Annotated in this window: 13 protein-coding genes, 1 tRNA gene and 1 pseudogene; 2 read left to right on the top strand and 13 right to left on the bottom strand. The window is 62.0% G+C overall.

From position 1 onward, the window contains the following. Positions 1-8 precede the first annotated feature (8 nt). The 8 genes and pseudogenes from VUN82_04090 to VUN82_04125 all read right to left on the bottom strand — a co-directional run bounded on the left by VUN82_04090 (position 9) and on the right by VUN82_04125 (position 9,817). A pseudogene (locus VUN82_04090) lies at positions 9-1,467 on the bottom strand (NAD(P)/FAD-dependent oxidoreductase). 97 nt (positions 1,468-1,564) lie between these two features. Beyond that, positions 1,565-2,251, bottom strand: a complete 687-nt coding sequence (locus VUN82_04095) for an N-acetylmannosamine-6-phosphate 2-epimerase (GenBank protein ID XAS73047.1) — start codon at positions 2,249-2,251, stop codon at positions 1,565-1,567. 14 nt (positions 2,252-2,265) lie between these two features. Then, positions 2,266-3,246, bottom strand: coding sequence for an ROK family protein (locus VUN82_04100; protein XAS74600.1), 981 nt, complete (start codon positions 3,244-3,246; stop codon positions 2,266-2,268). A gap of 19 nt (positions 3,247-3,265) precedes the next feature. After that, positions 3,266-4,183 (bottom strand): dihydrodipicolinate synthase family protein, encoded by a 918-nt coding sequence (locus tag VUN82_04105; GenBank protein ID XAS73048.1) that lies wholly within the window; start codon positions 4,181-4,183, stop codon positions 3,266-3,268. Between the two features lie 36 nt (positions 4,184-4,219). After that, a complete protein-coding gene (locus tag VUN82_04110; GenBank protein ID XAS73049.1) occupies positions 4,220-5,026 on the bottom strand; it encodes an ATP-binding cassette domain-containing protein in 807 nt (268 codons plus the stop codon). Then, the gene (locus VUN82_04115; protein ID XAS73050.1) at positions 5,023-7,134 is read right to left on the bottom strand and encodes a dipeptide/oligopeptide/nickel ABC transporter permease/ATP-binding protein; all 2,112 of its coding nucleotides are present in this window, start codon (positions 7,132-7,134) and stop codon (positions 5,023-5,025) included. Before VUN82_04115 ends, VUN82_04110 begins: the two co-directional genes overlap by 4 nt. A 3-nt stretch (positions 7,135-7,137) precedes the next feature. Next, positions 7,138-8,043, bottom strand: a complete 906-nt coding sequence (locus VUN82_04120; GenBank protein XAS74601.1) for an ABC transporter permease — start codon at positions 8,041-8,043, stop codon at positions 7,138-7,140. Between the two features lie 151 nt (positions 8,044-8,194). Next, positions 8,195-9,817, bottom strand: coding sequence for an ABC transporter substrate-binding protein (locus VUN82_04125; GenBank protein ID XAS73051.1), 1,623 nt, complete (start codon positions 9,815-9,817; stop codon positions 8,195-8,197). Between the two features lie 350 nt (positions 9,818-10,167). Here VUN82_04125 and VUN82_04130 point away from each other — a divergent pair, with 350 nt between their 5' ends. Continuing rightward, the gene (locus VUN82_04130) at positions 10,168-10,896 is read left to right on the top strand and encodes an FCD domain-containing protein (protein ID XAS73052.1); all 729 of its coding nucleotides are present in this window, start codon (positions 10,168-10,170) and stop codon (positions 10,894-10,896) included. Between the two features lie 229 nt (positions 10,897-11,125). Here VUN82_04130 and VUN82_04135 read toward each other — a convergent pair. Next, positions 11,126-11,199: transfer RNA gene (locus VUN82_04135), tRNA-Arg, on the bottom strand. A gap of 284 nt (positions 11,200-11,483) precedes the next feature. Between VUN82_04135 and VUN82_04140 the strand changes: the two genes are divergently transcribed. Beyond that, positions 11,484-13,310, top strand: a complete 1,827-nt coding sequence (locus tag VUN82_04140) for a phosphoenolpyruvate carboxykinase (GTP) (protein XAS73053.1) — start codon at positions 11,484-11,486, stop codon at positions 13,308-13,310. A gap of 116 nt (positions 13,311-13,426) precedes the next feature. On the opposite strand, the gene VUN82_04145 is transcribed toward VUN82_04140, so the two are convergent. The 4 genes from VUN82_04145 to VUN82_04160 form a co-directional block, all read right to left on the bottom strand. After that, a complete protein-coding gene (locus VUN82_04145) occupies positions 13,427-14,599 on the bottom strand; it encodes a globin domain-containing protein (GenBank protein XAS73054.1) in 1,173 nt (390 codons plus the stop codon). 141 nt (positions 14,600-14,740) lie between these two features. Next, entirely contained in the window at positions 14,741-15,211 is a 471-nt protein-coding gene (locus tag VUN82_04150) for an Rrf2 family transcriptional regulator (GenBank protein XAS73055.1), read from the bottom strand. Positions 15,212-15,234: 23 nt separating this feature from the next. Beyond that, a complete protein-coding gene (locus VUN82_04155; GenBank protein ID XAS73056.1) occupies positions 15,235-15,690 on the bottom strand; it encodes a hypothetical protein in 456 nt (151 codons plus the stop codon). 12 nt (positions 15,691-15,702) lie between these two features. Next, a complete protein-coding gene (locus VUN82_04160) occupies positions 15,703-17,121 on the bottom strand; it encodes a phosphomannomutase/phosphoglucomutase (protein ID XAS73057.1) in 1,419 nt (472 codons plus the stop codon). Between the last annotated feature and the right edge of the window lie 89 nt (positions 17,122-17,210).

Consider the following 17,210-nt stretch of genomic DNA (forward strand, 5'->3'; position numbering starts at 1 on the left):
AATAGGAGTTAAAGGCCGTACTTCTCCAAGAGACGTAACCACACCTCGCTGATGGTGGGATAGGACGGTACCGCGTGCCACAACCTGTCCAAGGGGACTTCGCCGACGATCGCGATGGTGGCGGAGTGGAGCAGTTCCGCGACCCCGGGACCGATGAACGTGGCACCCAGAATGACTTTGCGGTCCTCGTCCACCACGATCTGCGCCCACCCTTTGTAATCGGGGGAATAGAGCTGGGATCCGGAGACATTGATGGGCAACTCCACTCCGGTGACATGCTTGCCTTGGAGCAGGGCCTGTTCAAGGCTCGGGCCCACCGATGCCACTTCCGGATCCGTGAAGACGACGCTTGGAATGGCGTGCTCGTTGGCTGTGTGGGCCCACGCGCTCCAAGGTTTGGGGGCGCCGGAGAGTTTACCGTTTGCCCTTGCGACGATTGCATCACCGGTTGCCCGGGCTTCATACTTTCCCTGGTGCGTGAGCAAGACTTTGCCCGCGGCATCGCCTGCCGCGTACAACCACAGTCCGCTGGTACCATCGCTTGCCGGACCCTCCACCAGCCCACTGGCGTCCGTGGTGAGCCGGAGTGGTTTCCCGTTCTGCGGTTCAACGCCCACATTTTCCAAACCCAAATTGGCCAACGCTGGATGCCGGCCAGATGCGACCAGGAGTTTGTCGGCCGTGACGGCCTCGCCGTTGAACGTGACTGACACCGAGCCGTCGTCGTTCTTTTCCACTTTGTCCACATCAGTGTGGAGATGGACTGTTACCCCATCAGCCCGCAGCCCGGCCAGGACCAGGTCGGCCGCCTCTTCGGAGTAGCTGCTCAGAAGTCGACCACGAGCAATGAGTGTCACCACCGAACCAAGTCGGGCAAAAGCCTGGGCCAATTCGACGCCGGCCACTCCGCCTCCGAGCACCGCGAACCGCTGGGGGGATGACTTTTGCGGCAGTGGCGCCCCGGGTGGTCCAGAAGGGTACGTCCTTGAGGCCCTCAACATCCGGGATGGTAGGGGTTGAGCCCGTGGCCACAACTACGGCATGGTGCGCTTTGAGCGCATAGCTGTTGCCGTCGAGCCCGTCCACCTGGACCTCGCGCGGTCCTGTGATGCGCCCCCGCCCACGGATCAGTTCGATGCCGGCACTATCCAGCCACTCGACCTGGCTCCCGTCTTGCCAATTGTTCGTAAACCAGTCCCGGTGTTTCAGGGCCGACTGTGCGTCAATAACTCCCGTGACCGCTTCCGAAGCCCCGGGAATTCCTTGCGCCGCGTGGAGAACACTCCCCGGTCGAAGGAGTGCTTTGGAAGGAATGCACGCCCAGTACGAGCATTCGCCGCCCACCAATTCGCTTTCCACAATCACTGCCGTCAGTCCGCCACGAACCACCCTGTCCGCCACGTTTTCCCCGACGGCGCCCGCGCCGATCACAATTACGTCGAATTCACGGGAGCTCTCGGCATTCATGGGAGAAGCCTACAACTGCTACCTCTGCGTTGTGAGGCCCGGGCGGCGTGGGCCCTGGTATGGCTTTGGGGCGCAGAGTAGGCGCCGCAAGTCAGGGCTACGCGTGCATCGCGCCCTTGAACCAGCCCGTAATCGTGGCTGGGTGTGTGATCGCGGTCCCGACAACAACGGCAAACGCTCCGGCGTCGAGGGCCTGCCGTGCATGGGCCGGGGTCTGGATGCGGCCTTCTGCGATGAGTGGCTTACCCAAGTCGGCGGAAGCGATCTGCTTCAGCAAATCCAGATCCGGACCGTCGGTCTTCGGGCGCTCGCCGGTATAGCCGGACAGGGTGGTTCCGATCAGGTCTGCGCCGGCTTCAACAGCTGCCACGGCGTCATCGAAGGAACCGCAGTCCGCCATGACCAAGGCGTGGGACTCGGCGTGGATGCCAGCAACGGTGGCTCCCAGCGACAAACCATCGGGGCGAGCCCGGCGCGTTCCGTCAATCGCCACAATATGCGCGCCCGCGTTCGCTACGGCAAGCGCGTGCCGGAGCGTGGGGGTGATGAAGACGCCATCGTGACCGTCCTTCCAGAGGCCGACGACGGGAACTTCGACGGCGGCACGAGTGAACTGTACGTCGGCCAACCCTTGGACTCGGATCGCCGCAGCACCGCCGATGACTGCTGATGCCGCCACCTGTCCCGTAGTTCGCGGATCACGCATCGGCTCGCCCGGGTAGGCCTGGCAGGAGACGATCAGCTGGGAACGGAGGGCTTCGAGGCCTTCGAGGGTCAGGATCATGTTGTCTCTTTCTTCTAAAGGACGAGTTTCGCGGCACCAACGATGGCCGCGGTGTTGCCAAGGGTTGCCCGGACCACGGGGACCTCGGCAAGAGGCACCAGTAGCTCTTGGCGGAGGGCGGCTTCCATGGGCTCCCACCAGAGCCCACCGGCGTCCGCCAGTCCACCTGAAATGACTACGGTTTCAGGGTCAAGAATGTTGATGAGTCCGCCCACGGCTTGACCTGCGGCGGCCGCCCCGAGATTAATGGCACGCAAGGCAGCGGCTCGGCTGACAGTGGCGGCAGCACTGCCGTCGGGCACGCCAGCAGGAGCACCGGAAGCCAGCACGAACACGCCACGCGTATCCGCCGCCTCGCGTGAAGAACCACCAAATCGCAGGTACGACTCGTGAATGGCGGGCCCCGAAGCCACGGCCTCGACGTGCCCGGCATGGCCGCATACACATGGCAGCGGAGCCGCATCAAATGTGGCGTAGGGCGAGGCAAAATGCCCAACATGACCGCCAACAGAGTGATGCCCCAGAACAGGAGCGCCATCCACCACGAAGCTGCCGCCAACGCCTGTCCCGAACGCCACCATCAGAGAAGTGGACGTTCCAGCTGCGGCACCAAGCCAAGCTTCTCCGAGAGCATGAGCATGCACGTCGTTGACGGCCCGGACCGCCGAAGGAGACAGGGAAAGCCGGGAGGACAGCCCCGAAACAAGAGAAGTCCCGGCCCAGCCAAGAATGGCATCGGTCGCCGAAACAACAGCCCCGGAAGCAGCGTTGATGACACCCGCAGAACCGATGCCGACGCCGGAAACCGAAATTCCGGCGTCGGCAGCACGCTCCACCAAGCCCGCGATCAGCGCAGCGGTGGCGTCGAGGATCGCTTCGCCACCGGCCCGGTTCAACGTCGGAATGGTCTCCGAGAAGAGCACTTCACCAAAGCCGGAAACAACCCCGGCGGCGGTTTTGGTGCCGCCGAGGTCAACGCCGATCACGTGGGGCATGGAAGCGGTCATGGAAAACCTAGACCAGCCCGTTCCGCTCCAGGATTTCACGGATCAGCGCCGTCTCATCGGAGTTCAGGGACAGCATGGGCTCGCTCATCGTGTTGGACTCAATGACGCCCATGACCTGCAGCGCGGTCTTGAACGCTCCCAGCCCAGCGGCGCCGCCGGAGACACGGCCGTTGGGCGTGTAGACGATCTCGAAGACGTCGGCCAAACGGTCCTGCTCCAGGGCCGCACCCGCCCAGTCGCCAGCCTGCGCGGCGTCGAACAGCCGGCGGTAGCCCGCCGGATCAACGTTGCCAAGGCCCGGAACAACACCCTGGGCGCCACCAAGGAGGGCGCCGTCCACCACAACTTCGTGACCGGTGAAGATGTCGAAGTTGGGAATGTCCTTGGCCGCCAGGAGCAGCTGGCGGAACGAAACGTCGTCGCCGGAGGAGTCCTTCACGCCGGCGATGACACCATCACGGCCCAGGCGGACCAAGAGGTCCGTTGGCAGTTTGAAGTGGGTTCGGACGGGGACGTCGTAAGCGAAGATTGGCTTCTCGACGGCTGCGTGGATGCTGCGAAAATGAGTTTCAGTCTCCGCGGCGTTGCCGATGGCGTAGTACATGGAGGTCACCACGATCGCGTCAGCGCCCAGGTCCACCACTTTTCGGGCCTCCTCGATCACCCGGTTGGTGGTTTGCTCGTTGGCGCCGACGATCAGCGGGACCGCTCCGGCGTTGGCGTCGGCGATGGTGGAGACCACCAGCTCACGCTCATCATTGGTGAGGTAGGGGACTTCCCCGGAGGAGCCGAGGACGAAAAGTCCGGACACACCGCCGTCGATCAGGTGCTTGGTGACGTTCTTCAGCGACGCAGTGTCGATGCTGCCGTCGGAGTGGCGTGGTGTGATGACCGGGGGAATGACGCCCTGGAACTGAGTGGACACAGAAATCTCCGTTGTTGGTAGCTGGTGAGGGGAAAACTAGATGTGGAGAAGGCTCGGCGCGGCGCCCAGCAGCTTCTTGGTGTAATCGTTTCCGGGGTTGTCGAAGACCTGTGCGGCTGTGCCTTGCTCGACGATTTTGCCGAAGTACATGACGCAGATGCGGTCCGAAACATAGCGGACGGTTTGGATGTCGTGAGAGATGAACACCATGCCCAGGTTCAGCTGGGTCTTCAGATCCGACAACAGGTTCAGGACCTGCGCCCGGACGGAAACGTCCAGGGCCGACGTCGGCTCATCCGCCACGATGATGTCCGGATCGAGCGCCAGTGCCCGGGCGATCGCCACACGCTGGCGCTGACCACCGGAAACCTGCGACGGCGTCACGTCGGCTGCCGACTGCGGCAAGCCAACCAGCGCCAACAGTTCCTTGACCTTGCCAGCGCGGTTCGCCGCGTTCCCGATGCCGTGGATCTGAAGGGGGTCGGTGAGGATGTCCTGGATGGTCATGCGCGGGTTGAGCGCCGTAGCCGGGTCCTGGAAGACCACGGAGACCGAGCGGCCAAACTGCTTGCGCATGGCAGCGTTGCGCTTGATGGCCGGCTTTCCGTGGAACAAAACCTTGCCCGACGTCGGCGGCTGAAGTCCCACGAGAACTGATGCGAGGGTGGACTTGCCACAGCCGGACTCACCAACGATGCCCACGGTTTCGCCGCGGCTGATGGTGAAGTCCACTCCGTCAACAGCTTTGACGATGTTTGGACGGAACAGGCCACCTGTCCGTGCATGGTGATAGACCCTGACGTCCTTGAGCTCGATGACCGGCTTGGAGCCTGATTCGCTCATTTTGCGTCCTCCTTCAAGTGGCTGGCCCAATAGTGATCCGCAGCGTCGCCATTGGGAGACGGGACGGTGGTGAGGACGAGCTTTTGGTGGGGGTCGGCGTCAGCCCTGAGTGAGCGGGCCGCGAAGCGGTCGCCCGAAGCAAAGTCGCGTGGTGAAGGAACTGTGCCGGGGATCTGGTGCAGCCGGACGGCGTCGGCCTCTATGGAGAGGACGGCACCCAACAAGCCACGGGTGTACTCGTGCTTGGGATTCTGCAGAAGCTCGGAAGCCTGTGCGGATTCCACCACTTGGCCGGCGTACATGACTGTGATGCGGTGAGCCAGGGAGGCCACCAAGGCGAGGTCGTGGCTGACGAATACCATGGCAAAACCGAGTTGATCACGGAGTTCGTTGAGCAGATCCACCACCTGTTTTTGCACGGTGACATCCAGGGCAGTGGTGGGCTCATCAGCAACGACGATCTTCGGCGAGCGGGACAGGGCCATGGCAATCAGCACGCGTTGGCGCTGGCCACCGGAAAGCTCGTGCGGGTAGCTGGCGAGGGTCCTGACAGGGTCCAGTTTCACCATTTCCAGCAGCTCAGCAGGAGTCTTCCGACCGCCGCGTTTAGTGAGCTGCTCCAGCTGGTCCTTGATCTTCATGGACGGGTTTAGGGAGCTCAACGCGTCTTGGTAGACCATGGCGATCTGCTCACCGCGCAGGCCCTCATAGGCCTTGGGGTTGCTGTGCTGGGTCTTTGCGTCGAGGAGTTCCTTGCCATCAAACAGGATGGAACCGGTGACATGGGCTGTCTTGGGCAGAAGGCCCATCACAGCGAGTGAGGTGATCGACTTGCCACAACCCGACTCACCCACCAGGCCCATGGTTTCGCCTTCGCGGACGGTGAAGGAGACGTTGTCCACGATCGCGGTTTCGCCGAAGCGGCCCGGGAAACGGATGGACAGGTTCTTCACTTCAAGGACATTCCGCGCGCCTGCTGGCACCTGGGGGAGGCGGTCCGTGCGCTTGGCCTCAATGGCTGCCAGCAGTTCCAGTTCGCGGTCCAGCAGGAGGTGCGGGTTGGGGGCTGCAACGTTCACATCGGTGAGAAGAGCTGACTTGCCGAAGACTTCGGTGACGGTGCGATCGGAAGCCGGACGAACGCCGTCGAGCTCGTGTTCCTCAACCACCGACGGCTGGGCGACAGAGGTGGCAACCTCGGTGTCCACGGCCAGAACTGCGGCAGAGCCGTCATCGTCCTTAACCGCCGGGGCCTGACGCAACTTCGGGTTCACCATGGCGTCGGTGAGGCCCTCCGCGAGGATGTTCAGGGACAGGACGGTCAACAGAATTGTCAGGCCAGCGAACGTGGTGGCCCACCAGCCACCGGAAAGAACCAGATTGCGGCCGTAGGAGATCACGTTGCCCCAAGAGGGGGCGGGATCCTGAACGCCCGCGCCCAGGAAGGAGAGCGAGGCTTCCAGGATGATGGCGTCGGCCACCATCACTGTGGCGAACACCAGCACCGGAGCGGCAGTGTTGCGGACGATGTGCTTGACCAGGATGTAGAAGCGCCCGGCACCGATGACGCGTTCAGCACGGACGTAGTCTTCGCCGTATTGTGCGAGCACGTTGGCGCGGACCACGCGGGCAAGCTGGGGTGTGTAGATGATGGCGATCGCGATGATGATGGTGGGAACCGAGTTGCCAAAGGCAGCCAACAATACGGCTGCAAGGGCGATACCCGGGAACGCCATGAGGATGTCCATGAGCCGCATGATGATCTCGTTCACGGACTTGCTGGACGTCGCCGCGAAGGAGCCCAGGAGAGCACCGGCGAGGATGGCTAGACCAACCGCGCCGAGGCCGATCAAAAGTGACGACTGTGCGCCGAAGAGCAGGCGCGAGAAAATGTCGCGGCCTAGGCGGTCAGTGCCGAAGAAGTGCTCGGCGCCCGGCGGCGTGGCCGGGATGAATGTCTCAAGGGGATCATGCGGAGCGATGACTGGCGCGAAGACGGCCGCGAAGACAATCAAGATGAGGAAGAGTAGGGCAATGCGGGAGCCCCAGGGCAGGGCCTTGAAACGGATGCCCGGTGCACTTAGCCGTTCTGCGAGCTTGCTGCGCATGAGCTATACCGTCCTGATTCGGGGGTTGATGAGCAGGTAGAGAAGGTCAACCACGATGTTCACCAGAACAAAGGTGACCGAGATGGTGAGCACCACGCCCTGGACCAGATTGACGTCCAGGTTGGTGATGCCATTGAGGATCAGCTGGCCCATGCCGGGTAGGGCGAAGATCATTTCAATCACGACGGCGCCACCCAGCAGATAGCCCACGCGGAGTCCCAGCACTGTCACCGGGGTGACGAGCGCGTTGCGGAGAACATTCTTGGAAACGACTTCGCGGTAGGGGACACCGTTGCCGATGGCTGTGCGGACGTAGTCGCGGTCAAGCTCTTCGACCATTGAGGTCCGGACCACGCGGATCAGCGATGCCGATACCGGGATGCCCAGTGCCAGGGCCGGGAGGGCCATCGAGTTCAGCCAACCGCCAAAGCCGGATTCCGGCGTCGCAATTCCGCCTGACGGAAACATCGGGTTGGCGCCGAGTGCGAACCACTGGATGAGCAGGATACCTAGCCAGAACGACGGCGTGGCGATAGCGGCGATTGAGAAGACCCGGATCAACTGGTCCTGCCACTTGTCGCGGTAGAGGGCACCGAGGATTCCGAAAGCCAGGGACAGAACAATTGCGATAATGACGCCCAGGAAGGTCAGCTGGAGCGTCAGGGGGAACGCAGAGCCGATCATTGATGCGACCGACTTTGCCGGCGGGGTTGTGACGCCGAGATCGAACTGCAGCAGCTTCCCCAGGAAGCGGAAGTATTGCAGGACCAGGGGATCGTTCAGGCCATTTTCCTGGCGGTACTGCTGCTTGGCTTCTTCGCTGGCACCGTCACCGAGGGCGGAGCTGGCTTGGTCGCCGGGGGCGGCCTGCAGGACGAGGAAGACGAGCAACGTAATGCCCAGGATCATCAATGGCAATGCTGCAAGCCTGCGGCCAAGCAGACGCAATATGGTGACCAATTTGTTCTCCGGTTGGTTGGGGGTGCTGCTGGTTGTGGGGCCTGCTCTGCGCGCTACTGTGGGGATTTAGGCCGCAAAGCAGGCCTCGCAACTCAGGTTTCTAGGCGGTACGTCCGACGTCGATGAACGACAATCCGGTGGTGGGCAGCGGCTGGAAGCCCTTGAGCTTTTTCTCGTCCCAGGCGCTGGGAAGCTGGCGGTGAAGGACGGGGTACAGGGGGACCTCGTCGGAGACCATGTCCACGATTTCGGCCACGACCTTCTTGGCGTCGTCGCCGGAGGCCTGCGACCCCTTGTTCATGAGTTCCTGCAGCTTGGAACGTTCAGGAGTGGTCCAGAAGGCGCGCTTCTCCATCCACGTGGCACCGGAGTAGAACCAGCTCAGCAGGAGGTCAGCATCATTGCCGAACACGGATGGATCGCCCGGAGCCGCAACCACTGTGTAGTCACCCTTACCCACGCGGTCGCTGTAAAGGGCACCGGACTGGAGGCTCTTCACCGTTACCTTGACGCCTGGGATCTTGTTCCAGGACTCAAGGATCAGCGGTGCAACATCCTTGACCCACGCGGTGTCCGTGGTGAGGAGTTCGAACTCGAGGCTGTTGACGCCCGCTTGCTTGAGCAGTTCTTCAGCCTTTTTTGTGTCAAAACCGTAGACGTTCTTGGCCTTGACGTAATCCGGGTGGCCTTCCTGGAAGTAGGAGCTGGCGGCCTTGGCGTTGCCGAACAGGGCCTTCTTGATGATGGCCTCCTTGTCCAGGCCATAGTGCAGTGCCTGGCGGACCAGTTTGTTGTCGAACGGGGCCTTGGCGCAGTTGAACATGAGGAACAGCAGGCCGAAGGACTGGACTGATTCCACCTTGACCTTGGACTTCAGGCCGTCGACGTCCAGGTACGGAACGTCCTCGATGGCCTGGACGCGGCCGGATTGGACAGCAGTAACACGGGCCGCAGCGTCCGAAAGAAGGAGCCAGGTCATGCCCTTGGCCAGGGCAGGCTTGGGGCCGTTGTAGTCTGCGAACGCTTCGAAGACGATCTTGTCGTCCTTGACGGCGGAGACCAGTTTGTAAGGACCGGAGCCGATTGGCTTGGCGTCGAAGGCCTTTAGATCGCTGGCGAGTGCCTTGGGGACCACCTTGACCACCGAAATTCGCGGCCCGAAGCCCGGGAAGGCGTACTTGAGCGTGAATTCCACCGTCTTGGCGTCCAGAGGCTTGACGTCCTGAATGAAGGGGATGAACTGGGAGAACAACGACTTGTTCGCGGGGTCCATGACGCGGGTAAAGGAAAAGGCCACGTCTTCGGTGGTGACAGGGGAGCCGTCGTGGAACTTGGCGCCGTCGCGAATGGTCACCTGATAGGTGGTGTCGTTGATTTTCTTTGGATCTGACGCTGCCAGGGCGTTGTAGGGCTGGCGCGTGGCCGGGTGCAGCTCAATGAGGCCTTCGAAGATGTGGAGGTTGGCTGCCATCGGTGTGGCTCCCGAAGAGCTCAGCGGGTCAAAGCCTGTGGAGAGGGCGTAGGAGATGCCTGCCTCGATGATGAGGTCCTTGTTCACGACCGCGGTGTTTGCTGCGTTCCCCGTGGTGGTGCTGGCAGCGCCGCCGCACGCAGAAAGGGTCGCCGTGAACGCGGCGGCTGCACCAACTGCGCCGCTCAGCTTGAGGAAATTGCGGCGGCTGGCGTCATTGACCAGCGGCAGGCTGTTGATGGTCTTGCTCATAAAGGTGCCTCACCATTCGACTGTCGTGGGTTATCGGATGTAGGACGTCCGATGCTCGTATTGAAACTGTAAGTGTGGTCACAAGGGGACGTCAAGTGAGAGATGGATCACGGTGAGGCTGCCTGGGAAGCTGGAGCCTCGCGGGCTCCTCGCCGCCCGGGCGCCAGAAGGCGGAATTCTCAAGAAATTCCGAAGACATACCTATCAAGGAGGTGGGACATCCGATATTGTATGTTGCGAGTCACTCATTCTGCGGTGGGCATTAAGCTCGCCTCAATATTAACACCGCACTCCTTCGCATCCGAGGTTCATAGGCCTCTGCGAGAGGAGTGCATCGGCAAGGAGAGCCCATGACAACTTCCGGTGTCGTTCCGCAAGCGCGGTTCAGTGCACAGGCCCGGCTGCGTGCATTGCAGTCGGACATTATGGAACTCATCCTTGAGCGGGAGCTCGAGGCGGGTGACCCGTTGCCCACGGAGAGCGAACTTTCAATTGCCCTCGGTGTGGGGCGCAATACGTTGCGTGAGTCCCTGAAAGTGCTGCAGGCCCTGGGTGTGATCGAGATCCGCCATGGCTTCGGGATGTTCGTGGCGCCCAGCAATTTCGAGGCCTTGGCTGATGGCCTGACATTCCGGGGCCGGCTTTCCCTCCGGCACCAGGGACTTGAAGCCTTGCAGTTAGTGGACGTGCGGCAGGCCTTGGAGTCCGGGCTGATCGGCTCCTCCATCGATGTGATGACCAAGGAGCAGCTGGCGTCCATCGAGGAATCTGTGAAGCAAATGGAAGAACTCGCCGCCGCCGGCGAGAACTTCGTGGCCGCCGACGCCGAGTTCCACCGCCGGCTGTTCGAACCCCTTAACAACGAGCTGCTGATCAACCTGATGGGGGTCTTCTGGAAGGTATACCGGAAGATCCACGTAGAGATCGGCGCCGGTAACGAGGATCTGGCTAAGACGGCAGCCATCCATCGCAATATCTATACCGCCGTTGCAGCGGGAGACAAGGTGCTCTCGGCCGAGCTGCTCAACCGTCACTTCGACGGCATCCGACGCCGCATCAGCGAGGCCGTGGGGGAGTAAGCGTCCGCACCAACGCAAGGGCCGCCGTCGTACTTTTCGGAAAGTACGACGGCGGCCCTGTCCGTTTCTGCGCGCGGCTCACCTGCTGCTGCGGCCACCCAAGTAAGTCGCAGTTGAGCGCGTTTTCAGCCCTCAAAACGCGCAGTGCTGCTACGTAGTTGGGCTAACCCGGGCAAAACGGCGTAAAACAAAAGACCCGCACCGGCGAACCGGTGCGGGTCTCTATCTGTGCGCCCAAAGGGATTCGAACCCCTGACCTTCTGTTCCGTAGACAGACGCTCTATCCAGCTGAGCTATGGGCGCATTTCGTGTGATTCTCGGCGGTCTGTTTCTCTGACCCCCTCGAACCTCAATAAACTTTACAGAAGTTCATGTGAAGTTCCAAATCGAAAAGCTGTAATCTAGACAACTAGACCGGTCTATGTGACCTTCCTCACTTAAATCGCGCCTCTCTGAAACTGGAACCTTGAATTCTAGGGGTTTTTCGTTTCGTCCCCACTGGACATCTGACGTCTGACAGGGGATTGGTCTGGTCCGGGACCCCTATCGTTTAGGACACACCACTGAACCCGAGGAAGGGAACCGCAATGGGCGATCTGGCGCGACTGCCGCTGCTTGAGAAGGCACCTACTACGCATGCACGCCTGCTGGCCTGGGTTGAGGAAGTAGCCGAGCTGACTCAGCCGGACCGCATCCACTGGGTTGATGGCAGCGAAGCAGAGAACAAGAAGCTGACCGACGAACTTGTCGAGGCCGGCACCCTGAAGAGGCTGAACCCGGAAACGTTCCCGAATTCCTTCGCGGCGTTCTCTGACCCGGCCGACGTTGCCCGTGTAGAGGAGCAGACCTTCATCTGCTCCGAGAACGAGCGCGACGCAGGCTTCACCAACAACTGGATGGCCCCGGCGGAGATGAAGCAGAAGCTGCGCGGCCTGTTCGCCGGCTCCATGCGCGGCCGCACCATGTACGTCATTCCGTTCGTCATGGGCCACCTGGATGCAGAGGACCCGAAGTTCGGCGTTGAGATCACTGACTCCGCCTACGTTGTAGCTTCCATGCGCATCATGGCCCGCATTGGCACGGACGTCCTGGACCGCATCACGCAAACAGATGCATTCTTTGTTCCGGCCCTCCACTCGCTGGGCGCTCCGCTGGAAGCCGGCCAGGCCGACGTCGCGTGGCCGTGCAACACGGACAAGTGGATCGTCCACTTCCCCGAAGAGCGCTCCATCTGGTCTTTCGGTTCCGGCTACGGCGGAAACGCCCTGCTGGGCAAGAAGTGCTACGCACTGCGTATCGCCTCCGTGATGGCCCGCGACGAAGGCTGGCTGGCCGAGCACATGCTCATCCTCAAGCTGACCTCGCCGGAGCAGAAGACTTACTACGTCTCCGCTGCCTTCCCGTCTGCTTGCGGCAAGACCAACCTCGCCCTGCTGGATCCCACCATCAAGGGCTGGAAGGTGGAGACCCTCGGTGACGACATCACCTGGATGCGTTTCGGCAAGGAAGGCGAGCTCCGCGCCGTCAACCCTGAGGCCGGCTTGTTCGGCGTCGCGCCAGGCACCGGTTGGGGCACCAACCCCAACGCCATGCGTGCCATCGCCAAGGGCAACAGCATCTTCACCAATGTTGCGCTGACCGATGACGGCGGCGTGTGGTGGGAAGGTATGACCGAGGAAACTCCGGCGCACCTGACCGACTGGCGCGGCGAGTCCTGGACTCCGGACTCCGACGCCCCGGCTGCACACCCGAACTCCCGCTTCTGCACGCCGATCGACCAGATCGACATGCTGGCCGAAGAGTACTTCAGCCCGGACGGCGTGGAGTTGTCCGCGATCCTGTTCGGCGGCCGCCGCAAGACCACCATCCCGCTGGTCACCGAGGCCCGCGACTGGTCCAACGGTATCTTCATGGGTGCCACGCTTTCCTCGGAAACCACGGCCGCTGCAGCTGGCGCCGTCGGTGTTGTCCGCCGCGATCCCATGGCAATGCTGCCGTTCATCGGCTACGACGCAGGTGACTACCTGAACCACTGGGTAAACCTGTCCGCCAAGGCAAACCCGGAGCGTCTGCCCAAGATCTTCCTGGTCAACTGGTTCCGCCGCACGGCTGAAGGCGGCTTCGCCTGGCCTGGCTTCGGAGACAACGCGCGTGTGCTCAAGTGGGCCATCGAACGCCTCGAAGGCAAGGCTGACGCTGTGGAGACTCCGATCGGTTTCGTTCCGACCGGCGAGTCCATCGACCTTGAAGGCCTGGACATGACCCCGGCAGAAGTTGAGTCGGCTGTTCGTGTGGACCCTGAGGAGTGGGCAACTGAGCTCGCGTCCATCGAGGAATGGTTCGCCAACTTCGGCGAGTCGCTCCCGGCGGCACTTCAGTCCGAGCTGGCCGGTCTGAAGACCCGTCTGGGCTAGACCTCTTAGGAACAACGGCGTTCTTAAGCGAACGACGGCGGCCCGTCACCTTTTGGATGAAAGGTGGCGGGCCGCCGTCGTGCTTCTGGCGCTTTTACAGTGTTTGCGGCTCTGCCTTAGTTCGCGAGCCACACGTCGGGGCCGAAAACTTCGTAGTGGATCCGGGTGGCCGGAATCCCGGCCTCGATTGCTTCGTCGCGAATTTTCTTCATGAAGGGCAACGGCCCGCAGAGGTACAGGGAAGCGTCTGCCGGCATGTCGACTTCCCTCAGGGACATGAAGCCTGCCTTGGCGCGGTGCACTTCGTTGCTGGGCTGCGGCGACTCGAGCCAGAGCTGCAGTTCGGCGTCAATGCTTGCGGCGTCTGCAGTCATTTGGCCGCTCAAGGCCCAACTTTCCATGGAGCGTTCGGCGTGCAGGACAAGAACCTGGCGATCGGTGCAGGCCTCAGCCAGAGAACGCAGGATCGAGGCCGTCGGCGTGCACCCGATGCCCGCTGATGCGAGCACAACCGGCCCCTCGCCGTCCTTGAGGGTGATCTCGCCGTAGGGGTTGGAGATTTCGAGTACATCGCCAGGCTCGACGGCGGTATGCAGGGCGGTGGACACCTCACCACCGTCGTTTAGCTTGGTGGTGAAGATCCGGCTGGTGCCGGCGTCGCCTGACAATGAATACTGCCGCACTTGGCGCAAGCCGTCAGGGAGGGCAACCTTGACGCTCACATACTGGCCGGCCAGGGCCGGTGTTACCGGAGTGTCGTCGGCAGGTTCCAAGGTGAATGTCATGGCGTCCTTGCCAGCCGGTACCTTGGAAACCACGCGCCAGGGCATCCACATTTTATTGTTTGACTGGGAGGCATAGAGGTCCTTTTCGAGCTTGATCAGGGCGTCTGCCATAAGCCAGTAAACCTCGGTCCATGCCTCGGCGATTTCCGGTGTAATGACGTCTGACAGGTCGGCCGCGATTGCTGCGAAGAGGTGCTCGTAGACCACTCCGTACTGCTCTTCGGCGATGCCCAGTGAGGCGTGCTTGTGGGCGATCCGGGCCAGGACCTTTTCCGGGAGGGTGCCCGGGTTGTTCACCAGATGGGTGGCGAAGGCGGCGATGCTCCCGGCGAGTGCCTGTTGCTGATCACCCGAGCGCTGGTTGGAGCGGCTGAAGAGTCCATCGAGCAACTCGGGGTGCGCTGCAAAGAGACGCGTGTAGAAATCGGCGGTGATGTCACCAATACGCGAGCCCACCAGCGGAAGAGTGGCATCAATAATGGGGCGGGATTTTTCCGAGAGCATGGTTCTCCTGAGGTAGGGGCCCGGCTGGGTCATTCGGACCGTCACAATACAAGCATTTCGAATGCCTATATTTACATCTCAATTTCTACTCCTTGTAGAAAAGATGTGCAAATCGAAGCGCAGGCCTGCTCGGACGACCGGTCAGGGCAGGGGTGCGGGGGACCTGAATTCGGGCCGGAGGCCAATTGTTTGGAAGACCGGATTCATCTGCCGGGCATGAGGGAGGGATGAGATGACGACGGTGTCCAGCTCGCGATAGAACGCTTCGCGGGCCCGATTCATTGCGTGACGGAGACCGCACTCTGTGATGAGGGGGCAGTCATGGGTGGGGGACTGGCATTCCGCCGGATCCTGCCGGCTGTCCAGATGGCGAAGGAGTTGGCCAACGGTCGCTTGTCTCCCCGCTTCATTAAGGCGCGAGCCACCCAGCCGGCCTCGTTCCACATCAATCAATCCAAGGCTTCGCAATCGGACCATGGCCTTGCTGACGTGGTTGTACGGAGTTCCCACGGCGTCGGCCACAGCCTGGGTTGTCAGCAAGGTGCCCTCAGGGGCGGACGCCAACACCATAACGGCGCGGAGGCTGACATCTGCGAACGCGTTGATTTTCATGGGATCAGCCTACGTAGTCAGGTCTAGTCCACCCAGAGCGAGGGCTCGTGGGTGTCAGGCTCAAGGGCGCCGAAGTCGAACCCTTCAGTTGTGTGGACGTAGGGGATGACGGCCGCCATGACGCCGCCATCCCGGTGCTCGGCAGTGCCGTGGATGCCATCCGAGCCGTGCTCGGGAAGCGCGACATCACTTGCGATGGCCACGGCCCGGTAATCGTTCCGTCCCTGGCGAAGTAATTCCTCGACATCCGTCAACATTGCCCCCGCGTCAATGTGACCGTCTTCGTCCGGCTCTCCTGGAGAAACCATGACAATCCGCACCTCACCCTCATGTGAAAGCGTGATGCCAAAGGGGAGAAAGCCGCCGTTCTGCAGTATGTGCTCCTGGGCAGTTCCCAGTGCAGTACCCAGAATCTCCCGGAGTTCACGCTCCTGGAGGGTCTCGGTGGAATCGGCGTCGTCGATGGGCTGCTCGCTCATGTTTGCCGGTCCCTATGCCCGGACCAGAGCCAGGACGCGGTCGCGGATTTTTTCCATGGTGGGCAGGTCTTTGGCTTCGGCGTTCAAACGGAGGAAGGGCTCGGTGTTGGAGGGGCGCAGGTTGAACCACCAGCTGCCGTCCTTGGCACTGAAGGTGCTGCCGTCCATGTGGTCGATCTCGACGTCATCGTTCTGGAAATCAAGGCGGACCCGCTCGATCGCGCCTGCTTTGTCGTCGATCTCGGAGTTGATTTCACCGGAGGAAACGTAAGGCTCGTACTGACGCCCGAGTTCGGAGAGGGGACCGTCCTGCTCGCCCAGGGCTGCCAGGACATGCATGGCGGCGAGCATTCCGGTGTCCGCGTTCCAGAAATCCCGGAAGTAGAAGTGAGCAGAGTGCTCCCCGCCGAACACGGCACCTTCTTCGGCCATGACGGCTTTGATGAAGGAGTGCCCGACGCGCGTCCGGACCGCCCGGCCGCCGTCCTTGGCCACGAGTTCGGGAACGGCCTTGGAGGTGAGCAAGTTGTGGATGATCACCGGGGTCTGTTCCCCGGAAGCCTGGGCGCGGGCGATCTCCCTGCGCGCGACCATGCCAGTGATTGCCGACGGCGAGACGGGCTCGCCCTTTTCATCGATCACGAAGCAGCGGTCAGCGTCGCCGTCGAAGGCAAGGCCGATGTCGGCGCCGTGCTTGATCACGGCCGCCTGGAGGTCGCGGAGGTTTTCCGGTTCCAGCGGGTTGGCCGGGTGATTCGGGAACGAGCCGTCCAGTTCGAAATAGAGCGGGATGATCTCGAACGGCAGGGCCGGGAGGAGTTTGTTGCCGAGCACCGCCGGGGTGGTCAGCCCGGCCATACCGTTGCCCGCGTCCACGACGATCTTCAACGGACGGGAACCGGAAAGGTCCACGAGCTGGCGCAGGTATTCGGAGTAGTCCTTCAGCACGTCCCGAACACCGATCTGCCCGCGCGTAGCCGCGGCGGGGATGCTGCCTTCGTTCAGGTACTGCTCGGCGAGGGCCTGGATTTCCTTCAGGCCGCTCTCGGAGGAAATCGGTTGAGCCCCGGCCTTGGCCATTTTGATGCCGTTGTACTCGGCGGGGTTGTGGCTGGCGGTGAATGTGGCACCGGCTGCGTTCAGGGCACCGCAGGCATAGTAGAGCTCGTCGGTGGAGATCAGGTCCAGCAACTGGACGTTGGCGCCGCGGCTGGCAGCACCGTTCGCGAAGGCCTGGCTGAACTCCGGCGAGGACGGGCGCATGTCTCCGCCAACAAGGACAGTTTCACCCTCAAGGCCCAGAACGTCGATGAAGGCAGCACCGACTGCCTCGACGATTTCAGCCGTGATGGATTCCCCCACGATGCCCCGGACGTCGTACGCCTTGAAGGAAGCCGAGAGGTCGAAGTTCTTGTTCTGCTCGCTAGTCACGGGCTCAATCCTACTGTGGCAGCGCAATTGAGCATGAACCGGGGAAGCTGCTATGTGGAAAGCCAGTCCGGTGACGGTCAGTTTTCCAC

This window comes from Micrococcaceae bacterium Sec5.1 (genome assembly GCA_039636795.1).
In the GTDB taxonomy this organism is placed as follows: domain Bacteria; phylum Actinomycetota; class Actinomycetes; order Actinomycetales; family Micrococcaceae; genus Arthrobacter.

Excerpts from the sequence above, each read along its gene's own strand:
- VUN82_04095 (XAS73047.1), bottom strand. The coding sequence starts at position 2,251 with ATGATCCTGACCCTCGAAGGCCTCGAAGCCCTCCGTTCCCAGCTGATC.
- VUN82_04100 (XAS74600.1), bottom strand. The coding sequence starts at position 3,246 with ATGCCCCACGTGATCGGCGTTGACCTCGGCGGCACCAAAACCGCCGCC.
- VUN82_04110 (XAS73049.1), bottom strand. The coding sequence starts at position 5,026 with ATGAGCGAATCAGGCTCCAAGCCGGTCATCGAGCTCAAGGACGTCAGG.
- VUN82_04115 (XAS73050.1), bottom strand. The coding sequence starts at position 7,134 with ATGCGCAGCAAGCTCGCAGAACGGCTAAGTGCACCGGGCATCCGTTTC.
- VUN82_04120 (XAS74601.1), bottom strand. The coding sequence starts at position 8,043 with ATGATCCTGGGCATTACGTTGCTCGTCTTCCTCGTCCTGCAGGCCGCC.
- VUN82_04125 (XAS73051.1), bottom strand. The coding sequence starts at position 9,817 with ATGAGCAAGACCATCAACAGCCTGCCGCTGGTCAATGACGCCAGCCGC.
- VUN82_04130 (XAS73052.1), top strand. The coding sequence starts at position 10,168 with ATGACAACTTCCGGTGTCGTTCCGCAAGCGCGGTTCAGTGCACAGGCC.
- VUN82_04140 (XAS73053.1), top strand. The coding sequence starts at position 11,484 with ATGGGCGATCTGGCGCGACTGCCGCTGCTTGAGAAGGCACCTACTACG.
- VUN82_04145 (XAS73054.1), bottom strand. The coding sequence starts at position 14,599 with ATGCTCTCGGAAAAATCCCGCCCCATTATTGATGCCACTCTTCCGCTG.
- VUN82_04150 (XAS73055.1), bottom strand. The coding sequence starts at position 15,211 with ATGAAAATCAACGCGTTCGCAGATGTCAGCCTCCGCGCCGTTATGGTG.
- VUN82_04155 (XAS73056.1), bottom strand. The coding sequence starts at position 15,690 with ATGAGCGAGCAGCCCATCGACGACGCCGATTCCACCGAGACCCTCCAG.